General features: G+C 64.0%; 16 protein-coding genes. 5 read left to right on the top strand and 11 right to left on the bottom strand.

The annotated features are described in order from the left end of the window. Positions 1-84 precede the first annotated feature (84 nt). Positions 85-1677 carry a histidine ammonia-lyase gene (gene hutH, locus PJL15_RS07345; protein ID WP_281450530.1) on the bottom strand — a complete coding sequence of 531 codons (1593 nt, stop codon included), beginning with the start codon at positions 1675-1677 and terminating at the stop codon, positions 85-87. Between the two features lie 9 nt (positions 1678-1686). Beyond that, positions 1687-3411 carry a urocanate hydratase gene (locus tag PJL15_RS07340; RefSeq protein WP_281450529.1) on the bottom strand — a complete coding sequence of 575 codons (1725 nt, stop codon included), beginning with the start codon at positions 3409-3411 and terminating at the stop codon, positions 1687-1689. Between the two features lie 162 nt (positions 3412-3573). Between PJL15_RS07340 and PJL15_RS07335 the strand changes: the two genes are divergently transcribed. Beyond that, positions 3574-4029: an SRPBCC family protein gene (locus tag PJL15_RS07335; RefSeq protein WP_281450528.1), complete on the top strand. Its 456-nt coding sequence runs from the start codon at positions 3574-3576 to the stop codon at positions 4027-4029. Between the two features lie 6 nt (positions 4030-4035). On the opposite strand, the gene PJL15_RS07330 is transcribed toward PJL15_RS07335, so the two are convergent. From PJL15_RS07330 to PJL15_RS07320, 3 genes are all read right to left on the bottom strand, one after another. Continuing rightward, entirely contained in the window at positions 4036-4845 is an 810-nt protein-coding gene (locus tag PJL15_RS07330; protein ID WP_144661777.1) for an IclR family transcriptional regulator, read from the bottom strand. Between the two features lie 159 nt (positions 4846-5004). Continuing rightward, on the bottom strand, positions 5005-6219 hold the full coding sequence (locus PJL15_RS07325; RefSeq protein WP_281450527.1) for a YncE family protein: 1215 nt from the start codon (positions 6217-6219) through the stop codon (positions 5005-5007). Positions 6220-6313: 94 nt separating this feature from the next. Beyond that, a complete protein-coding gene (locus tag PJL15_RS07320; RefSeq protein ID WP_281450526.1) occupies positions 6314-8338 on the bottom strand; it encodes an ALF repeat-containing protein in 2025 nt (674 codons plus the stop codon). Positions 8339-8597: 259 nt separating this feature from the next. Between PJL15_RS07320 and PJL15_RS07315 the strand changes: the two genes are divergently transcribed. Further along, positions 8598-10034 carry an amino acid permease gene (locus PJL15_RS07315; protein ID WP_281450525.1) on the top strand — a complete coding sequence of 479 codons (1437 nt, stop codon included), beginning with the start codon at positions 8598-8600 and terminating at the stop codon, positions 10032-10034. Positions 10035-10109: 75 nt separating this feature from the next. Here the strand turns inward: PJL15_RS07315 and PJL15_RS07310 are convergent, their stop codons facing one another. Continuing rightward, positions 10110-10859: a 3-hydroxybutyrate dehydrogenase gene (locus PJL15_RS07310; RefSeq protein ID WP_281450524.1), complete on the bottom strand. Its 750-nt coding sequence runs from the start codon at positions 10857-10859 to the stop codon at positions 10110-10112. A 4-nt stretch (positions 10860-10863) separates the two neighbouring features. Continuing rightward, positions 10864-12249, bottom strand: a complete 1386-nt coding sequence (locus PJL15_RS07305) for an MFS transporter (protein ID WP_281450523.1) — start codon at positions 12247-12249, stop codon at positions 10864-10866. 137 nt (positions 12250-12386) lie between these two features. On the opposite strand from PJL15_RS07305, the gene PJL15_RS07300 reads away from it, so the two are divergent. Then, the gene (locus PJL15_RS07300) at positions 12387-13283 is read left to right on the top strand and encodes a LysR family transcriptional regulator (RefSeq protein WP_281450522.1); all 897 of its coding nucleotides are present in this window, start codon (positions 12387-12389) and stop codon (positions 13281-13283) included. Between the two features lie 68 nt (positions 13284-13351). Here the strand turns inward: PJL15_RS07300 and PJL15_RS07295 are convergent, their stop codons facing one another. Beyond that, positions 13352-14227, bottom strand: a complete 876-nt coding sequence (locus PJL15_RS07295) for a spermidine synthase (protein WP_281450521.1) — start codon at positions 14225-14227, stop codon at positions 13352-13354. 118 nt (positions 14228-14345) lie between these two features. Here PJL15_RS07295 and PJL15_RS07290 point away from each other — a divergent pair, with 118 nt between their 5' ends. Further along, entirely contained in the window at positions 14346-14498 is a 153-nt protein-coding gene (locus PJL15_RS07290) for a hypothetical protein (protein WP_281450520.1), read from the top strand. Between the two features lies 1 nt (position 14499). On the opposite strand, the gene PJL15_RS07285 is transcribed toward PJL15_RS07290, so the two are convergent. The 3 genes from PJL15_RS07285 to PJL15_RS07275 are packed head-to-tail and all read right to left on the bottom strand — an operon-like array spanning position 14500 to position 16047. Further along, positions 14500-15003, bottom strand: a complete 504-nt coding sequence (locus PJL15_RS07285; RefSeq protein WP_281450519.1) for a GNAT family N-acetyltransferase — start codon at positions 15001-15003, stop codon at positions 14500-14502. Then, positions 15004-15675 carry an O-methyltransferase gene (locus PJL15_RS07280; RefSeq protein ID WP_281450518.1) on the bottom strand — a complete coding sequence of 224 codons (672 nt, stop codon included), beginning with the start codon at positions 15673-15675 and terminating at the stop codon, positions 15004-15006. A gap of 39 nt (positions 15676-15714) precedes the next feature. Then, positions 15715-16047: a thiamine-binding protein gene (locus PJL15_RS07275; RefSeq protein ID WP_281450517.1), complete on the bottom strand. Its 333-nt coding sequence runs from the start codon at positions 16045-16047 to the stop codon at positions 15715-15717. 91 nt (positions 16048-16138) lie between these two features. On the opposite strand from PJL15_RS07275, the gene PJL15_RS07270 reads away from it, so the two are divergent. Next, positions 16139-16768, top strand: a complete 630-nt coding sequence (locus tag PJL15_RS07270) for a TetR/AcrR family transcriptional regulator (RefSeq protein ID WP_281450516.1) — start codon at positions 16139-16141, stop codon at positions 16766-16768. Positions 16769-16789: the final 21 nt, after the last annotated feature.

The following is a 16789-nucleotide window of genomic DNA, read 5'->3' as shown; positions in this document are numbered from 1 at the left end:
CATTTGCCACGCCCCGGTGCCTGCGTTGCGAACAAAGACCGGGGCGTGACAAATTAGCCCATCAAATGAGCGTTTTATTCGACGTCAGGCCAAAATCCCGACGGCGGATTCGGCGGCCGCACGGACCGCGCCGGAGCCAACCAAACGGTCAGCCGCTTCGAGTTCGGGCGACAGGAACCGGTCGGTGCCCGGCCCCTGGACCACTTCGCGAAGCACCTCAAGCACAGCCGTGCCGGCAGGACCCGGGGTGAGTTCGCCGTCGGACATCTGCGTACGCATGTCGATGGCGCGCGCGCTGGTGACGAGCTCGACGGCGAGCACCCGCCGCAGGTTCTCCACGGCCTTGCGCAGCTTCCGGGCCGCGTGCCAGCCCATGGACACGTGGTCCTCCTGCATGGCGGAGCTCGGGATGGAGTCCACCGAAGCCGGAACGGCCAGGCGCTTGTTGTCCGAGACCAGGCCGGCCTGCGTGTACTGGGCGATCATGAGGCCCGAGTCCACGCCGGGGTCACCAGCGAGGAACGCAGGAAGGCCGTGCGAGCGGGCAGGATCCAGCATGCGGTCCGTGCGTCGCTCCGCGATGGAGCTGAGATCCGCGACGGCGATGGCCAGGAAGTCCAGGACGTAGGCCACGGGGGCGCCGTGGAAGTTGCCGTTGGACGTGACCCGGCCGTCGGGCAGGACCACAGGGTTGTCGATGGCTGCGGCGAGTTCGCGGGAAGCAACCAAGGCGGCGTGGTCCACGGTGTCGCGGACAGCGCCTGCAACCTGGGGCGCGCAACGCAGCGAATAGGCGTCCTGGACCTTGGTGTCGTTGATCCGGTGGGAGGCGACGATCGGCGAATTGGAGAGTACCCGCAGCATGTTGTCAGCGCTGGCAGCCTGGCCCGGGTGCGGACGCAGTGCCGCGTGGAGCTCGGGCAGGAACACCTGGTCGGTACCAAGCAGGGCCTCGACGCTGAGCGCGGCGGTGACATCCGCCGTCGCCAGCAACAGGCGGATATCCGCGATGGCCATCAGCAACATGCCGAGCATGCCTTCGGTGCCGTTGACGAGCGCCAGGCCTTCCTTTTCGGCCAGCGTGACGGGCTCGATGCCGTGCTGCGCGAGCAGCTCAGCGACCGTTGCCTTGCCGGGGACGCCGTAGAGCTCGCCGTCGGGACCCGTTGCTTCGCCTTCACCCATCAGCACCAGGGCGCAGTGGGACAGCGGTGCGAGGTCGCCGGAACAACCCAGCGAACCGAACTCGCGGACCAACGGAGTGATGCCGGCGTTGAGGACGTCAACCATGGTCTGCAGGACCACGGGACGAACTCCCGTGCGACCGGAGGCAAGGGTCTTGGCGCGGAGGAACATGATGCCGCGGACCACTTCGCGCTCCACGGCCGGGCCCATGCCGGCTGCGTGGCTGCGGATCAGCGACTTCTGCAGCTGGGTGCGGAGGTCGTTGGGGATGTGGCGGTTGGCCAGCGCACCGAAGCCCGTGGAAATACCGTAGGCGGGGACGTCGCTGGTGGCGAGGCTGTCGATGTGTGCCCGGACCTTGGCGACGTTATCCAGGGCGTCCTGGGAGATGGTCACCTTGGCGTCATGGCGTGCGACGGCGACGACGTCTTCCGGTGTCACTCCGCTGGAACCGAGGGTAACGGTCAGTTGTTCGTTGGACGTAATGGTCATTGGTGTTGCCTACTTCTCGTTCATGGGGATGCGGACGCCGCGTTCGTTGGCGACTTCGATGGCGCGGTCGTAGCCGGCGTCGGCGTGGCGGATGACACCCATCCCGGGGTCGTTGGTCAAGAGCCGCTCGAGTTTCTGCCCCGCGAGCTCGGTCCCGTCAGCAACGGAGACCTGGCCGGTGTGGATGGACCGGCCAATCCCCACCCCGCCGCCGTGATGGATCGACACCCAGGTAGCACCCGACGAGGCGGCAGTCAGGGCGTTCAGCAACGGCCAGTCAGCCACCGCGTCCGAACCGTCCTTCATGGACTCGGTCTCACGGTACGGGGACGCAACCGAACCCGAGTCCAGGTGGTCACGACCGATCACGATCGGGGCCTTGACCTTACCCTCAGCAACAAGCTGGTTGAACAACAACCCGGCCTTGGCCCGCTCACCATACCCAAGCCAGCAAATACGCGCCGGCAGGCCCTCGAACTCCACCCGCTCAGCAGCGGCATCAATCCACTTATGCAGGTGCTTGTTCTCCGGGAAGAGTTCCTTGATCGCCTCATCCGTGACACGGATATCTTCCGGATCCCCCGACAGCGCGACCCAACGGAACGGGCCCAGACCCTCGCAGAACAACGGACGAATATACGCCGGAACGAACCCCGGGAACTCAAACGCCCGGTCATACCCACCCTTGCGGGCCTCATCACGGATCGAGTTACCGTAATCAAACACCTCAGCACCGGCGTCCTGGAACTCCACCATCGCCTGCACATGCCGCGCCATCGACGCCTGCGCCTTCTTCGTGAACCCTTCCGGGTCGGCCTCGGCCTCGGTGTGCCACTCAGCCACCGTGATGCCCTCCGGCAGGTACGACAACGGATCATGCGCGGACGTCTGGTCCGTGACCACATCAAAAGTGATCTCCCCGGCCTTGTGACGGGCCAGCAGCTCCGGGAAGACCTCCGCGGCGTTGCCCACATACCCCACCGACCAGCCACGACGCTCAGCCTTCGCCGCCTGAACCTTCGCGATCGCCGCATCCAGATCGGTCTCGACCTCATCAAGGTAGCGTTTACCCACACGGCGGCGCAGACGGGACTCATCCACGTCCACGATCAAGCACGCACCATCATTCAGCGTCACGGCCAGCGGCTGGGCACCGCCCATGCCACCACACCCACCCGTCAACGTCAACGTCCCGGCCAGCGGACCCTCAGCCGAACCCTCCGGCGCGGCGGTGATCCGGCCCTCCGCGGCGAGCTTGTTCCCCACCGCGGCGAACGTCTCATACGTGCCCTGCAGAATCCCCTGGGTGCCGATGTAAATCCACGACCCAGCAGTCATCTGCCCATACATCATCAAACCCTCAGCCTCGAGCCGACGGAACTCAGGCCACGTCGCCCAATCCCCCACCAGGTTCGAGTTCGCCAACAACACCCGCGGTGCCCACTCGTTCGTGCGGAACACACCCACCGGCTTGCCGGACTGGACCAAAAGAGTCTCGTCCTTCTCCATGGTTTCCAACGTCTTCGTGATCGCATCAAACGCAGCCCACGACCGCGCAGCACGACCCGTACCGCCATAAACCACCAGGTCGTCCGGACGCTCGGCAACCTCCGGATCCAAATTGTTCATCAACATACGCAACGGCGCTTCAGTCTGCCACGACTTGGCAGAAAGCTCAGTACCCCGGGCAGCCTTGACCGGACGGGCTCCTGTAGTGAAATCGGCGGGTGCCATGGTGGCTCCTTCGTCTTTGGAAAGTGTGTGGTGGAAAGATCTTCTGCATCTACTAAAGCCCCTTATCCAAGCGGCTGGAATGCCTTTTTGATGGCTACTGTCCGGAATTACAGACATGCGCCAACTCTCGCTTTCGCGCTGTAATGCGAGCATGCTGGACCCATGGCAACGTATCGAGTGTCCACGTTGGTCGCAGCCGCGCCCGAGCGGGTTTTCGACGCTTGGACGGATCCCGACCGGTTCACTGAATGGATCGGCGGCGTCACGCGGGTGACTGATCTAGTCGGTTCCACGGGCCAAGCTGGAAGCAGCTACACAGTGTGGTTTGGCCGAATGGCGAGCCCCACCGAAGTCATTTCGGCGGAGCGCCCCCGCCACCTCCGCACGCGGTTCGGCAACGCGATCCTCAAGGGCGAATCGGACGTCACCTTTACACCCGAGGATGGTGGAACGAGGATCCAGCAAGTGTTCGAGACAAGAGGTTTGGTGGCCACGGTGGTCGGCCGGCTCTTTGCCATGGGCTCCTACCGGGGCAGTTTCCGGGGCGAGCTGGAAACATTCCGCAGCATGGTCGAACGTGACTCGCCCGGAGGGGAAGCCGGTAGCGGGCGCGCCTGAGGTGCGTCAGCCCGCCGTCGGACGTCCGTGGATCCGCACGGAAAGTTCGTCGGCAGCCTTCCTGATGCGCGCGGCCAGTACCGGCCATTGCTCAGCAGGCACTTTGTCCTCCAGGAACGTAACGGCGACGGCCGCCGTCGGCCATCCAACGTGGTCCGTCACGGGCACGGCGATGGAGCCGAATCCCGGTGTGATTTCGCCGTTTTCGGTGGCGTAGCCGCGCTGCCGCACCTGATCGAGATGGGACGACAGTGCCGAGTACTTCATGATGGGAAATTCGACCTCGTTGCGTGAGGTGAAGGCGGCAGCGTTGGGGTACAGCGCGCGGACCTGCGACTTGGGCAGGGCTGCGAGGATGGCGCGGCCGCTGGCGGTGAGGTGGCTGGGAAGGCGGACGCCGACGTCGGTCACCAGGCTTGGGCGGTTCTTGGCGCGTTCCTCCACGATGTAGAGAACGTCCCTGCCGTGGAGCACGGCCAAGTGCGCGCTCTCGCCGATCACATCGACGAGCGAGGCCAGCATGGGGCGGCCGAGCCTGGACAGCGGTTCCTGGCGGGAGTACGCGGAGCTGAGTTCGAACGCGCTGATGCCCAAGCCGTAGCGCTGCTCCTCGTGCAGATGCAGGACGAAGCCGTTCGCTTCCATCACGCCAAGCAGGTGGTAGACGCTGGATCGGGGCAGGCCAAGCGCCGTCGCAATGTTCGAGGCCGCCATGGGCCCACGGCGCGATGCCAACAGCTTCAGGATGCGCAAGGTATTTTCGGCAGCCGGGACTTTGGACGTGGCTTTGCCGGGCGCTGTTGGCGTGGTGGTCATGGTTCCTCGCTGCTGTGGGGTCTTGAGGGCCTGCCGGACTTCGTGTCCGGTATCCCGTACTCAAGCGTGCACCGTATGGAGGCCAATGACCAGTAGCCAAGCAGTGATCTGTGTCTGGGATCCCGTACGGCTGCTGCAGCAAGGAGTGGCGGTCTGCGCTCAGCCAGGCCTGTGATTTGAGAGGACTTCAAGTCTTTCGTGATCCTCTGCCGGATTTGGGGTTGCGGCCGCCTCCGAGCGTTTGCGCCTTCTGGCGGCCAAAATCAGCGCGGCGGCCCCGCTCAGGATGGCCACCACAACTGCGCCGACAATGACCGGGAGGCCTGACAGGAAGCCGGAATCCGCATTGTCTGGGCTGGTCTGAGTCGCGGGGCTTGCTTCCGGGATCTCAGTCGGGCTGGCCGGTGCGTTGACGGCTGACAGCGGGGGGATGCTTAAGTCCTCGGCCGGAAAGACCGATACGGATTTATCAGCGGTGTTGGTCACCAGGACGGACCCATTGGGAGCGACGGCGAGATGTCCGGGGGCCTGGAGCGTCGGCTGGCCGTGACGGACGTTTGTTTCGCCCGGCGCGATGACCGACAGTCCGTTGGCCTGGTAGAGGACATAAGCGGTGCCATCCGGGCCGACGGCGATCTCCTTTGGTCCGCCAGGAACCGGCACGCGGTACGAGACGGCCGAGTCGCCCGGCTTGATCACCGCGACGTCGTTTGACGTGATATTGGTGACGTAGACCGCGCCATCCGGGCCCACGGCAATTCCGTGCGGATCACCGGACCTGTCAGGCGCCTTCCTTACATCAATGGTGCGTGAAACCGTACCCGCACCCGGGGCGATGACCGAGACGGTGCCGTCGTTCTGGTTGGTCACGTAGGCGGTGCCGTCCTGGGTTACAGCTATTTCCTTGGGATTGCCGCCGACGGCGACCTCGCGGTCCGGTGCGCCGGCTCCCGGCGGAATGACCGAGACTGTGCCCAGGAGTGGGTTGGGAACAAAGACAGTCCCGTCGGGCGCCGCAGCGATGAGATGTGCGCCCGGACCGAGGGGAATCGTTCGGGCTACCTCAGAGGAACCCTTTGGAAGCACGACGAGTTTTTCCTGCTGCTGGTCGAAGTCCCAGCCCTCCACAAACAAGGTGCCATCTCCCGAGAGAGCCATTCCCGCCGGGGAGACACCAGTCATGAGTGTCTTGGACGGTTTGCTCGCTCCTGAGGGAAGGACGCTCACCCCACCGCCAGGCAGATAGTTGCCGATATAAGCGGTGCCCTCGGCATCGATGACGACGCTGAGAGGCACTCCCCCAACATCAACGACATCCGCGGACGCCATGGCTGGGCAAGCACCAGCCAACAATATGCCTCCGGCGATAGTCACAGTTACGCCCGCGCTGAACCGCATGCATCGACCCCCAAACCGTGCAAAAGAAGAAAATCTCTGTTGAGCATGCTGCCGGACCGGCCGCGCTGCCCTACGCCGAGGCAGCACCCTTCCGGCGAAGCAGGAACGTGATGGCTCCGGCCGCTGCCAGGACCAATGCCACGATGAGCCCGATGGTCCAAGCGCTCATGCCAGTCGCGGAGGTTGCCAACGGGGCCGCCGCTTCCTGCGATTGGGAGTCAACTGATGTGGAGCCCTTCGCCGCTGACGCGGCCGGCGGTACCGAAATGCTGGGCGCGGCCGACGGGGTCGCGGCGGACTTCTCTGCGGCTCCGGTTTCAGCCAGTCCGACGGCGGGCGTGTACTCGCGCGGCCAGGGAATGACGATCGGGGCTGCTCCGGTTGCGGATTCCTGGGAAGCATTGGCGCTGCCAGCAGCAACCTGCCCACCAGCGGCGGCTTGGCGAGCGGCCTCGGCGGCTGCTTCGGCCTGGCGTGCCGCTTCGGCCGCCTTCGCAGCGTCAGCCGCCTTGCCGGCGTCGACCGTTGCCTGATTCGCCAACCCGGCGAGCTCGGTGATCATGGCGTCGATGGAGGCCACATGGGTGGCAGTTGCCTGGTCCCGGCCTGCCGCTGCGGCCTTTCCGACCGTAGCGAACGTCTGAAGATCTGCGCGACTCCCATCGAGCCCCACATTGGCCGCAGCCCGGACTTCCAATCCGCCCTGGTCGATGCTGCGGAAGGCCAAAATCTGGTTGTCGAGCTCCTGCGCAACAGCATGTCCATACTCAAGGAAGTAGCGGATAATCGCGTGGCTGGTGGACTTACCGGCCTCCGACGCAGCCTTGAAAACATACTCGCCACCCGTGGCCTGGAGTTGGGCAACTCGCTGCCTGTCTTCAAGTTCAGCAGGGCCGTCCAGTTCGAACGCGGCATCGTTACCGACAGCGATGAAGGACTTGATTGCGTCATCACCGCCGGCCAGTGCAGTCTCTGCGGCCTTCCGAACTTCAGGCGTCCCCACCAGGGATAGGTCAAGGGTAGCTTGGCGGGCCTGGACGATCAGCGCTTCAAGGTCAGCATCCACAGCAGTCAGGGTCGCCAGAAGCACCGGTAGTTCTTGAGCCGCTGCGGCAAATGCTTTCCTGAGCGGCTTTTCGCTGGCAAGCTGTGCGTTGTCTGCGGCCCCTCTTGGCTTGGCCTGCGCGCTGAGGAACTTCCAATCGGCAAGCAGCCGCGTTTCGTCCGCAGTCCTCGCGGAGGCTGCGGTGTTTCGCGCCTTCTCGACGGCCGTATTGGCTCGGTCAGCGACGCCGGCCGCACCGGCAGGGTTGGATGCGATGTCTGTTTTGACCTGCTGCAGCACCGCCGAAACGGCAGACGACTCTGCGTCATGGTCGGCGACAACAAACTGGCCGTATCGGAGGAAGTCAGCAACGACAGCTCCATCACCGGTGTTAAGTGCTGCCTCCGCAGCAGCAGAAACCGCGGCATTCGACGAAGCAAGCACCGCGTAAGCCGCCTGGCGGTCTGTCATGAAGACCTTGGCACGCCAGCCTTCAAGCACAAATTTCTCCACGGCAGCGTCGCCGTTGTCCAGGCTCTCGGAAGCAGCCCGTGCGACGTGAACATTGCCGTAATCGAGGAAGTAGGTCGCAGCCGTCCTGAGATCACCGCGCCACGTCTGGCCCCACCCGACAGCGAGGAATTCATTAATCAGCGCGGGGTTGTTCGACGCCAGGACTTTAGCGGCCGACGATCTTACGTGCTCACTACCCCGCGTCGTCAGCTCGGTGACCAACTGCTTCCGGTCCGCGGCCAGCGCAACATCCTGTCCGCCGTCGAGAAAGGCCTGGACGGCGTCAGCGCCACCCACCAGGGCGGCAGCAGCGGCGGTGCGGGTCGCAGGCCCGCCGGTCTTCCACAGTTCAACGACACCAGCGGCGTCACTCACCCGCTCCACGAACGGCACAGGAGCCTGGGACGCGTTCGGGACCTCGAAATTCGGCACGTCGTAAGCCTGTGCAGGAGCGGCAAAGAGAAGTGAAGCGCCGACCACCACGGCAACAACGGCAGCGGCCCAACGGCGTCGGGTAGCGCGGATTACGGAAATCATGAGTCCCCCAAGTAACAGATGCGAGTCAGCACAGAGTTCACATGGGGGCGACGCGTGATGCGAGGGATGCCTGACCGTGTTGAAGAGCTGTCCGCGGCCATCCTATCCGACCGGGAACTATGACTTTTACCACCATCAAACAGCCACCGCGCAGAGTGTCTGCGATCAAAGACACCAAACCTCCGTGAGTCCGATCACAAGGCCGCCAAAAGTGATCTGCTGGATAGCGATCCCCTCCCAAAGACGAGAAGGTTTTACCATGCAACAAACCAAGCTGGCTGAGGAGAGCTCTGTCCTCCAAGCCGCAGGGACGGCGCTCAGCCGAGGCCTCAACGTCCGACACATCCGCTTCATGGCACTCGGATCGGCGATCGGCACGGGCCTCTTCTACGGCTCCGCGTCGGCCATCCAAAAGGCCGGCCCAGCCGTTCTCCTGGCCTACATCATCGGCGGCGCCGCTGTCTTCATGGTGATGCGCGCACTCGGCGAAATGGCCGTACGACACCCCGTGTCCGGCTCCTTCGGCCAGTATGCGAGCAAGTATCTGGGCCCGTTCGCAGGCTTCGTGACCGGGTGGACGTACGTGTTCGAGATGGCAATCGTGGCGATCGCCGACGTCACAGCGTTCAGTATCTATATGGGCTTCTGGTTCCCGCAGGTGGACCGATGGATTTGGGTGCTCGCGATCATCCTGTTCCTGGGCGCAATGAACCTGCTCAGCGTGAAGGTGTTCGGTGAACTCGAGTTCTGGTTCTCGCTGATCAAGGTGGTGGCGATTATCGCCATGATTGTCGGCGGCGCAGCGATCGTCGTGTTCGGCTTCCAAACGGGCGACGGCGGTGGCGTGGCACCGGGACTCGGGAACCTCGTGAACCATGGCGGATTGTTCCCGAACGGTTTCGAGGGGCTCCTGGCCTCGTTCGCCGTCGTGATGTTTGCCTTCGGTGGGATCGAGACGATCGGTATCACCGCAGGTGAAGCCGCGGATCCCAAGAAGGTCATTCCTCAGGCCGTTAATACCGTGCCGGTTCGGGTGCTGCTGTTCTATGTACTGACCCTGGGCGTTCTGATGAGCATCTTCCCGTGGAACGAGATCGGCAGCAGCGGCAGCCCGTTTGTGCAGATCTTTGATGGCTTGGGGATTCCCGCTGCGCCACACATTCTCAATGCCGTGGTGATCACGGCAGCCCTTTCCGCAATCAACAGCGACATCTTCGGGGCCGGGCGCATCCTGTTCGGGCTGGCCCAGCAGGGGCACGCGCCCAAGAGCTTCGGCAAGGTGTCCCGTCATGGCGTTCCGTGGATGACCGTGGTGATGATGGGCTGCATCCTGCTGGTGGGCGTCGTACTGAACGCCGTGATCCCCGAGGACGTGTTCGTACTCATTGCCTCCATCGCCACGTTCGCCACCGTGTGGGTCTGGGTGATGATCCTGGCTTCGCACGTTGCTATGAAGCGGGAGATCAAGCTCAAGGGCCTTCCGGCGTCGGAGTTCGGTTCGCCGCTGTGGCCGACGGCGTCCATCCTCACCATGGCGTTCATGGCGATGGTGATCGTGATCCTCGGCGTCTTCGAGGACACGCGGGTTGCGTTGTACGTGGGTGGAACCTGGCTGGTTTTGCTGTTCGTGGCTTACAAGTTGTGGGTCCGCGGTGGTGGCCTGCGCCGGGCAGAGCTGGTGGACGAGACGGCCTGATCCCCTTCGCCACCTTGCAGTTAATGCCAATGTTCGACGCGAACATTGGCATTAACTGTCACCTCGCAGGGGTGGCTACCTCGCCGACCAGCCACCGTCCATGGTGTAGCTCGCGCCAGTGACCATGCCGGCGTCGTCGGAGGCCAGCCAGGCCGCTAGGGACGCCACCTCGGAAGGCTCCACCAAGCGCTTCACCGCCGCCTCCGTCAACATGACCTTGGCCAGAACCTCGGCTTCAGGGATGCCGTGGAGCCGGGCCTGATCGGCGATCTGTTTCTCCACTAACGGCGTGCGGACGTAACCGGGGTTGATGCAGTTGGACGTGACCCCATGCTCGCCACCCTCCAACGCAGTGACCTTGCTGAGCCCCTCCAGGCCGTGCTTTGCCGAGACATATGCACTCTTGTAGGCCGAGGCCCGGAGCCCATGCACCGAGGAAATGTTGATGATCCGGCCGAATCCGTTGGCGTACATGTGCGGGAGCACCGCCCTGATCAGGAGGAACGGGGCCTCCAGCATCAGAGCCAGGATCCGCCGGAACTCCGCAGGCTCGAACTCCTCTATGGGCGCCACCTTCTGGACGCCGGCGTTGTTGACCAGGATGTCGCAGTCAAGGCTCAACGCACCCAGCGCGTCGACGTCCAGCAGGTCCACCGTCCAGGCGGTCCCGCCCAGCTCATCGGCGAGGGCCGCAGCTCCGGAGGCATCGACGTCGGCCACTACTACTTTCGCCCCGCGGGCGGCGAGCGCGCGGGCACAGGCAGCCCCGATTCCGCTCGCGCCGCCGGTAATCAGTGCTCTACGTCCGTTCAAGGAGTTGTCCATCGGATCAGCCCTTCGGGGTAGCGGTTGCCAGTCCGTGCCGCTCGGCATCGGCTTGGTCCACGTCCTCAAGCGCGATGCCCTTGGTTTCCTTCAAGGAAATGACGGCGACGGCGGTAATCGCGCAGGCGACCACGAGGTAGATCGCCGTGGGCACCCAGGAACCGGTGTCCTTGAGCCACTGGGTGGCCAGCAGCGGAGCGAGTGAGCCGGCGAAGATGGACGTTACCTGGGAGCCGAGCGAGACACCGGAGTAGCGCATGCGGGTGGGGAAGAGTTCGGACATGATGGCCGGCTGTCCCGCATACATGAAGGCGTGCAGGCAGAGGCCGATGGTTACGGCGAGCACGATGATCACAGCGTTCTTGGTGTCGAACATGGGGAAGGCGAAGAACGGCCAGGTTGCGCCGGTGATCGCACCGATGAGGTACACGGGCTTGCGGCCCCAGGAGTCAACCAACCGGCCGATCTGCGGAATGATCAGGAAGTGGATCACGTGGGCGATCAGGAGGGCCAGGAGCAGCGAGGACGTGTCGTATTTGTGGACGCTCTTGAGGTAGACGATCGCGAAGCTCACCACGAGGTAATACATGATGTTCTCGGCGAATCGGAGGCCCATGGCCTGCAGGATGCCTTTGGGGTATTTGCGGATGACCTCGCCCACGCCGTAGCTGATGGCTTTGGACTCCTCAACCTGTGCTTTGGCCTCAAGGAAGATGGGGGCTTCGGTCACGTGGGTACGGATGTAATAGCCCACGAACACGATCACCGCGGAGAGCCAGAAGGCAACGCGCCAGCCCCAGCCGAGGAAGGCTTCGCTGCTGAGCGTGGTGGACATGACGAACAGGACCAGAGTAGCCAGGAGGTTGCCCACCGGCACTGCTGCCTGCGGCCAGGACGACCAGAAGCCGCGGGACTTGTTGGGGCTGTGCTCAGCCACGAGCAGCACGGCACCGCCCCATTCGCCGCCGAGTGCGAAGCCCTGGATGAAGCGCAGCGCCACCAGCATGGCCGGCGCCCAGTAACCGACGTCCACGAATCCGGGGAGGCAGCCCATGAGGAACGTGGAGACGCCCACAATCACGATGGTCAGCTGCAAGGTGGGCTTGCGGCCAAGTTTGTCGCCGATCTGGCCGAACACGATTCCGCCCAGCGGCCGGGCGACGAAGCCCACGGCGTAGGTGATGAACGCCTGGATGATGCCGTCCAACTCGTTGCCGGTGCTCGGAAAGAAGTACTTGCCGAAAACCAGGGTGGCTGCGGTGGCGTAGAGGAAGAACTCATACCACTCCACCACGGTTCCCACCATGGAGGCCGCCACGATCTTCTTCAGGCCGGAGCCCTTGCCGGCGTCTTTCCCGGCTCTTGATGCGGAGCGCTGCTCTACGCTCATATCCATCTCCTCAGTGTCCTCTTTGACCCTTTTGAACGTGATGTGTTCCACAACACGAAATGCTCCACTGAGTATTGCCGCAGATTTGTTATGCCTCAATGCCCAATAAGGCACCTTAGGTGTGCAGAATTGCAGATATGAATCCCAACCCCGACGACCTCCTCGTCTTCCTCGCCGTCTCACGTTCAGGAAAATTCACGACGGCGGCCCAGGCCTTGGGGCTGAACCACACCACCGTTTCGCGCAGGATAGCGGCGCTGGAAAAGGCGCTGGGCGGTCGGGTCCTCGCGCGTGCCGCCGGCGGGTGGGAAGTGACTGATTTGGGTGCCGAAGCCGTGCTGGTCGCAGAACGCATTGAGGCTGCGGTGAGTGCGCTGGGACCGAGCGACCGCGCACCCGACCCCATTGCCGGCGTCGTACGAATGACCGCAACCGATGGCTTCAGCGCGTATATCGCGGCACCGGCGGTGGCGCGGCTTCGGCGGGAGCATCCTGGGCTAAGCGTGGAGATCGTGACGGTGACGCGGCGGGCGTTGCAGCAGAGGTCGGGGCTGGACATTGAAGTGGTGGTGGGGACACCGCAGGTGCACCGGGCTGAGGCGATCCGGCTGGGCGAGTACCGGCTGGGGATGTACGCATCGCGCGCCTACCTGGTGGATCACGGCACACCTTCCAGCATCGAGGAACTGACGCAGCACCAGCTGGTCTACTTTGTGGATTCAATGCTTCAAGTGGATGACCTGGATGCGCCCCGCCGACTGGTCCCCACCATGCGCGACGGTCTGAGTTCAACCAACGTGTTCGTTCATGTGGAAGCCACACGTGCCGGGGCTGGGGTTGGCTTCCTGCCGTGCTTCATGGCCGACCGGCACGCGGATCTGATCCGGCTGCTGCCATCGGACTTCGCGGAGCTCCTCCCCTACTGGATGGTCCTCCGCCCTGACTCGATGCGCCGCCCCGCGGTGGCCGCCGTCGTGCAGGCCTTGCGGGAGGAGACGGAGCGGAAGCGGGAGGAGTTGCTGGGGGCGGCCTAACCCGGAGTTTTTGTACAGATAATGGCCCTCATAAGCGCGTTATGTGTACAAAACTCCACCGGCGGGGGTCAATTGGCAGGAGGATCGTGCCGGACGGGCGTTCCGGCCGCGAAGGCGCGGACCTTGGCGTCGTCCCAGATGTGGGCCGGCACGCCTCCGCCCAGGAGCCTGCGTGCCAGCGTGGGATCCTCACCAAAGGGAACGTGGCTGCCGGCCATGATCATGTTGCCGTAACGGCGCCCCTTGAGCATGGCAGGATCGGCGATGATCATGGTGTGCTCGAAGGTATCGGCAATGGTGGCGGCGTCGGCCCGGGCGTTCTTCAGGTCCGGCGCGTCACCCGAGTTGACCACGTACAGTCCGTCGGCAGCCAGCACAGCATCCGCGTGGGCCGTGAACTCACGGGTGGTCAGGGCGCGCGGCGTGAAGGCGCCAGCAAAGACGTCGCGGATGATGAGGTCGCGGGTATCCGGGGTGAGGGACTCGGTGACCTGCCGGGCTTCGCCCACCCGGATGCGAAGCAACGGCGCCTTGGGCAGGTCGAACCACCCGCGAACGTAGTCTGCCAACTTGCCGTCGAGCTCCACAACTACCTGCCGCGCCTCCGGGTACGCGGAGTGGAAGTACCGGGCCATTGAGCAGGCCCCGCCGCCAAGGTGCAGTGCACGCAGCTTCGGCTTATGCTCCCGGGGCCATCGTGATTCCACCAGGGCCGCAATCCATCGCATGTACTCAAAGTCGAGGAAGAGCGGGTCCGCGAGGTCTATATGCGAGCTCATGACGCCGTTGATTTTCAGGAGCCAGCCGTTGGAGTTGTCCTGGTCGTGCAGCAACTCGCAGTCGCCGGTATCGATGTAGTAGACGCCTTCAACCGGGCCATCAGGACGGGTGCCGGAAGGCACCTCGACGACTCCCGCCGTCGACCTTTTTCCGCGTTTCGCCACTATCTTCGCCCTGCCTGATTCATTCTCCCAGCCTAGTGGAGTGCCGCTTTGCCCGGTTCGGCATCATCAGTAGTAAGGATACTTACAATTTGGCCGGGTTCAGCCATATGATCGCATCATGGACATTGGAGCATCGGTGTGGGCGGAGGTTTTGACGGCAGCAGTGGCGTGGCTGACGGTGGTCTGCCTCCTGCTCGCGCGGGTGCCCAAACCGCCCGGCCTGCTCGACTCGCCGCTCGATATGGAGCAGACGGAAGACAGCGAGCGCTGAATTAAAGCCCGACGCCGGGACGCACCATTCGGTGCTCGGGCAGCGAGTACCAGGACGGGTCGCACAACTGACGCTTCCCGTCGGGGACGAAACCGTTGCGGCGGTAGAAAGCCTGCGCCCGCGGATTGTCGTCAAGGACCCACAGATACGCCGGGCCGTCCCCGATCAGGGCATCCACCAAAGCTTGGCCAACTCCCCTGCCGTGGATCCGCTCCAGCGTGTAGAGCATGAACAGCTCAACTTCGCCGGGCCTGTCATCGTCCCTGCCCTCCCCGGCGGCCCCGAGACCTACCAGTTCCCCATCGGGGTCGAAGGCCAGCATCCGGGGGTGGCCCGCGGCGATGAACTCCCGGTACCTGTCGGCGCGCTGAGGCAATCCAGCTTCCTGTTTTTCAAAGAACTCACGGGGCAACAGGTGCCCATAGCTCTCCTGCCAGGACCGGAAGTGCATTGCGGCCATTGCCTGGGCATCATCGACCGTTGCCCGGCGAAACGTGAAGTCCATCTACCGCACGCGCGCGATCGCGAAGCCGTCCCAGCCCTTGCTGCCGACCGTCTGGATGGCCGTGGCATCCAGACGCGGATCCTGGCCCATCATTTCCAAGGCCTTCACGATCCCCGGCGCATTGGTTTCATCCCGCGCGGGCTCCAGGATGGCACCATCCCAGATGACGTTGTCCACCACGATCACAGTGCCGGGGTGGCCCAGCCGGATGGCCCAGTCCAGGTAGTTGGCATCGTTCTCCTTGTCCGCGTCGATGAAGACGAAGTCGAACGATTCCTGGCCGGCGAGCGTCGGCAGCGTATCCAGGGCAGCCCCGAGGCGGATATCCACTTTGTGCCCGACGCCGGCGGCATCGAGGTTGGCCCGCGCCACGTCGGCGTGCTTCTGGAGGTATTCGCACGTGACGATCCTGCCGTCGTCGGGCAGTCCCTGAGCCATCCACATGCTGCTGAACCCGGCCAGGGTTCCGATCTCCAGCACGCGCCTGGCTCCGGACATCTGCACCAGCATCCGCAGCAGTTTGCCCGCGTTGGGCGCTACCTCTATGGCCGGCATCCCTGCCTCGGCCGCGGAACTCACCGCACGCTGGTGGACAGGATCAGGGCGCACGACGACGTCAGTCAGGTAATGCTCGACGTCAACCCACCCGGGCTCGGTCACGTGTTCAATCATGGCCCCCAGTCTGGCACTCACAGCGCGCTGGGGAAAGCACTACTCCGAGGCGGAAATGGCGCCTTCCAAGCGCTCCACCTTGCCGGTCAGCTCACCACTGTAGCCCGGGCGGATGTCCGCCTTAATGACCAGTGAGACGCGGCTGCCGTACCGGCCAACCGCCTCAGTGGCGCGTTTGACGACGTCGAAAACTTCGTCCCACTCGCCTTCAATAGTGGTGAACATGGAGTCGGTTTGGTTGGGCAAGCCGGACTCGCGGACGATCTTGACAGCGGCGGCAACGGCATCGTGCACCGAGGCGTCAGGGGCAGGTCCCCCATTGACGGCGGAAGCGGGCTGGCCCGAAGGGGCGACTGAGAATGCAAGCAACATGAATCCAGTGTTTCATGTGCTGGTTTGTCATATAGCAACCTACTCCCGCGTAACCACAGGCCAACACGCCTCCGTTGCTACGCTGGCAACCATGGAACAGCCCTCTGAACGCAAGCCCCTCAGGGCAGACGCCGCACGCAACGTGGACAAGATCATCACCGCCGCCCGGCAGTGCTTCCGGGAATACGGACCGGAAGTACCCCTGCAGACCATTGCCGCTACCGCCGGGGTGGGTCCCGCTACACTGTTCCGCAACTTCTCGGACAAAGAACAACTGGTCCTGGCCGCATTGTCGCGGCAATTGCGCCAGCACGTGGACCCGGTTGCCGCTGCTGCAGCCGACGGCATGGACGCCGCCGAAGGCCTCATCAACGTCATCGACGCCGTGATGCGGGTTGCCAGCGAAGACGCCAACCTCCTTGACGCAGTTGCCGGCCGACGCGGGCTTCTCATGGGCATCACCGGCGGCCTCATCGGGTCCATGGCCACGCTCCTGGAACGCGGCCAAGGCCAGGGATCGCTGCGCCGCGACATCACCATCGAGGACATGGTCCGCCTGGTGGCAATGCTGATCGGCGCCGTGGACACCATGGAACCGGGATCCGAAGCGTGGAAGCGTCCGGTGGCATTGATCGAAGACGCCATCCGGACAGAGCGCCCGTCGCGCCCACTGCCCGAGCAGACGGACATCCCTGGAGTGACGCTCACCGAAGGCGCCTGATTACCAACGCCCTGGGGGATC

The organism is Paenarthrobacter nitroguajacolicus (genome assembly GCF_029952445.1).
In the GTDB taxonomy this organism is placed as follows: domain Bacteria; phylum Actinomycetota; class Actinomycetes; order Actinomycetales; family Micrococcaceae; genus Arthrobacter; species Arthrobacter nitroguajacolicus_B.
The sequence above is the reverse complement of the archived record's forward strand: the minus strand, read 5'-3'. Positions and strand labels throughout refer to the sequence as shown.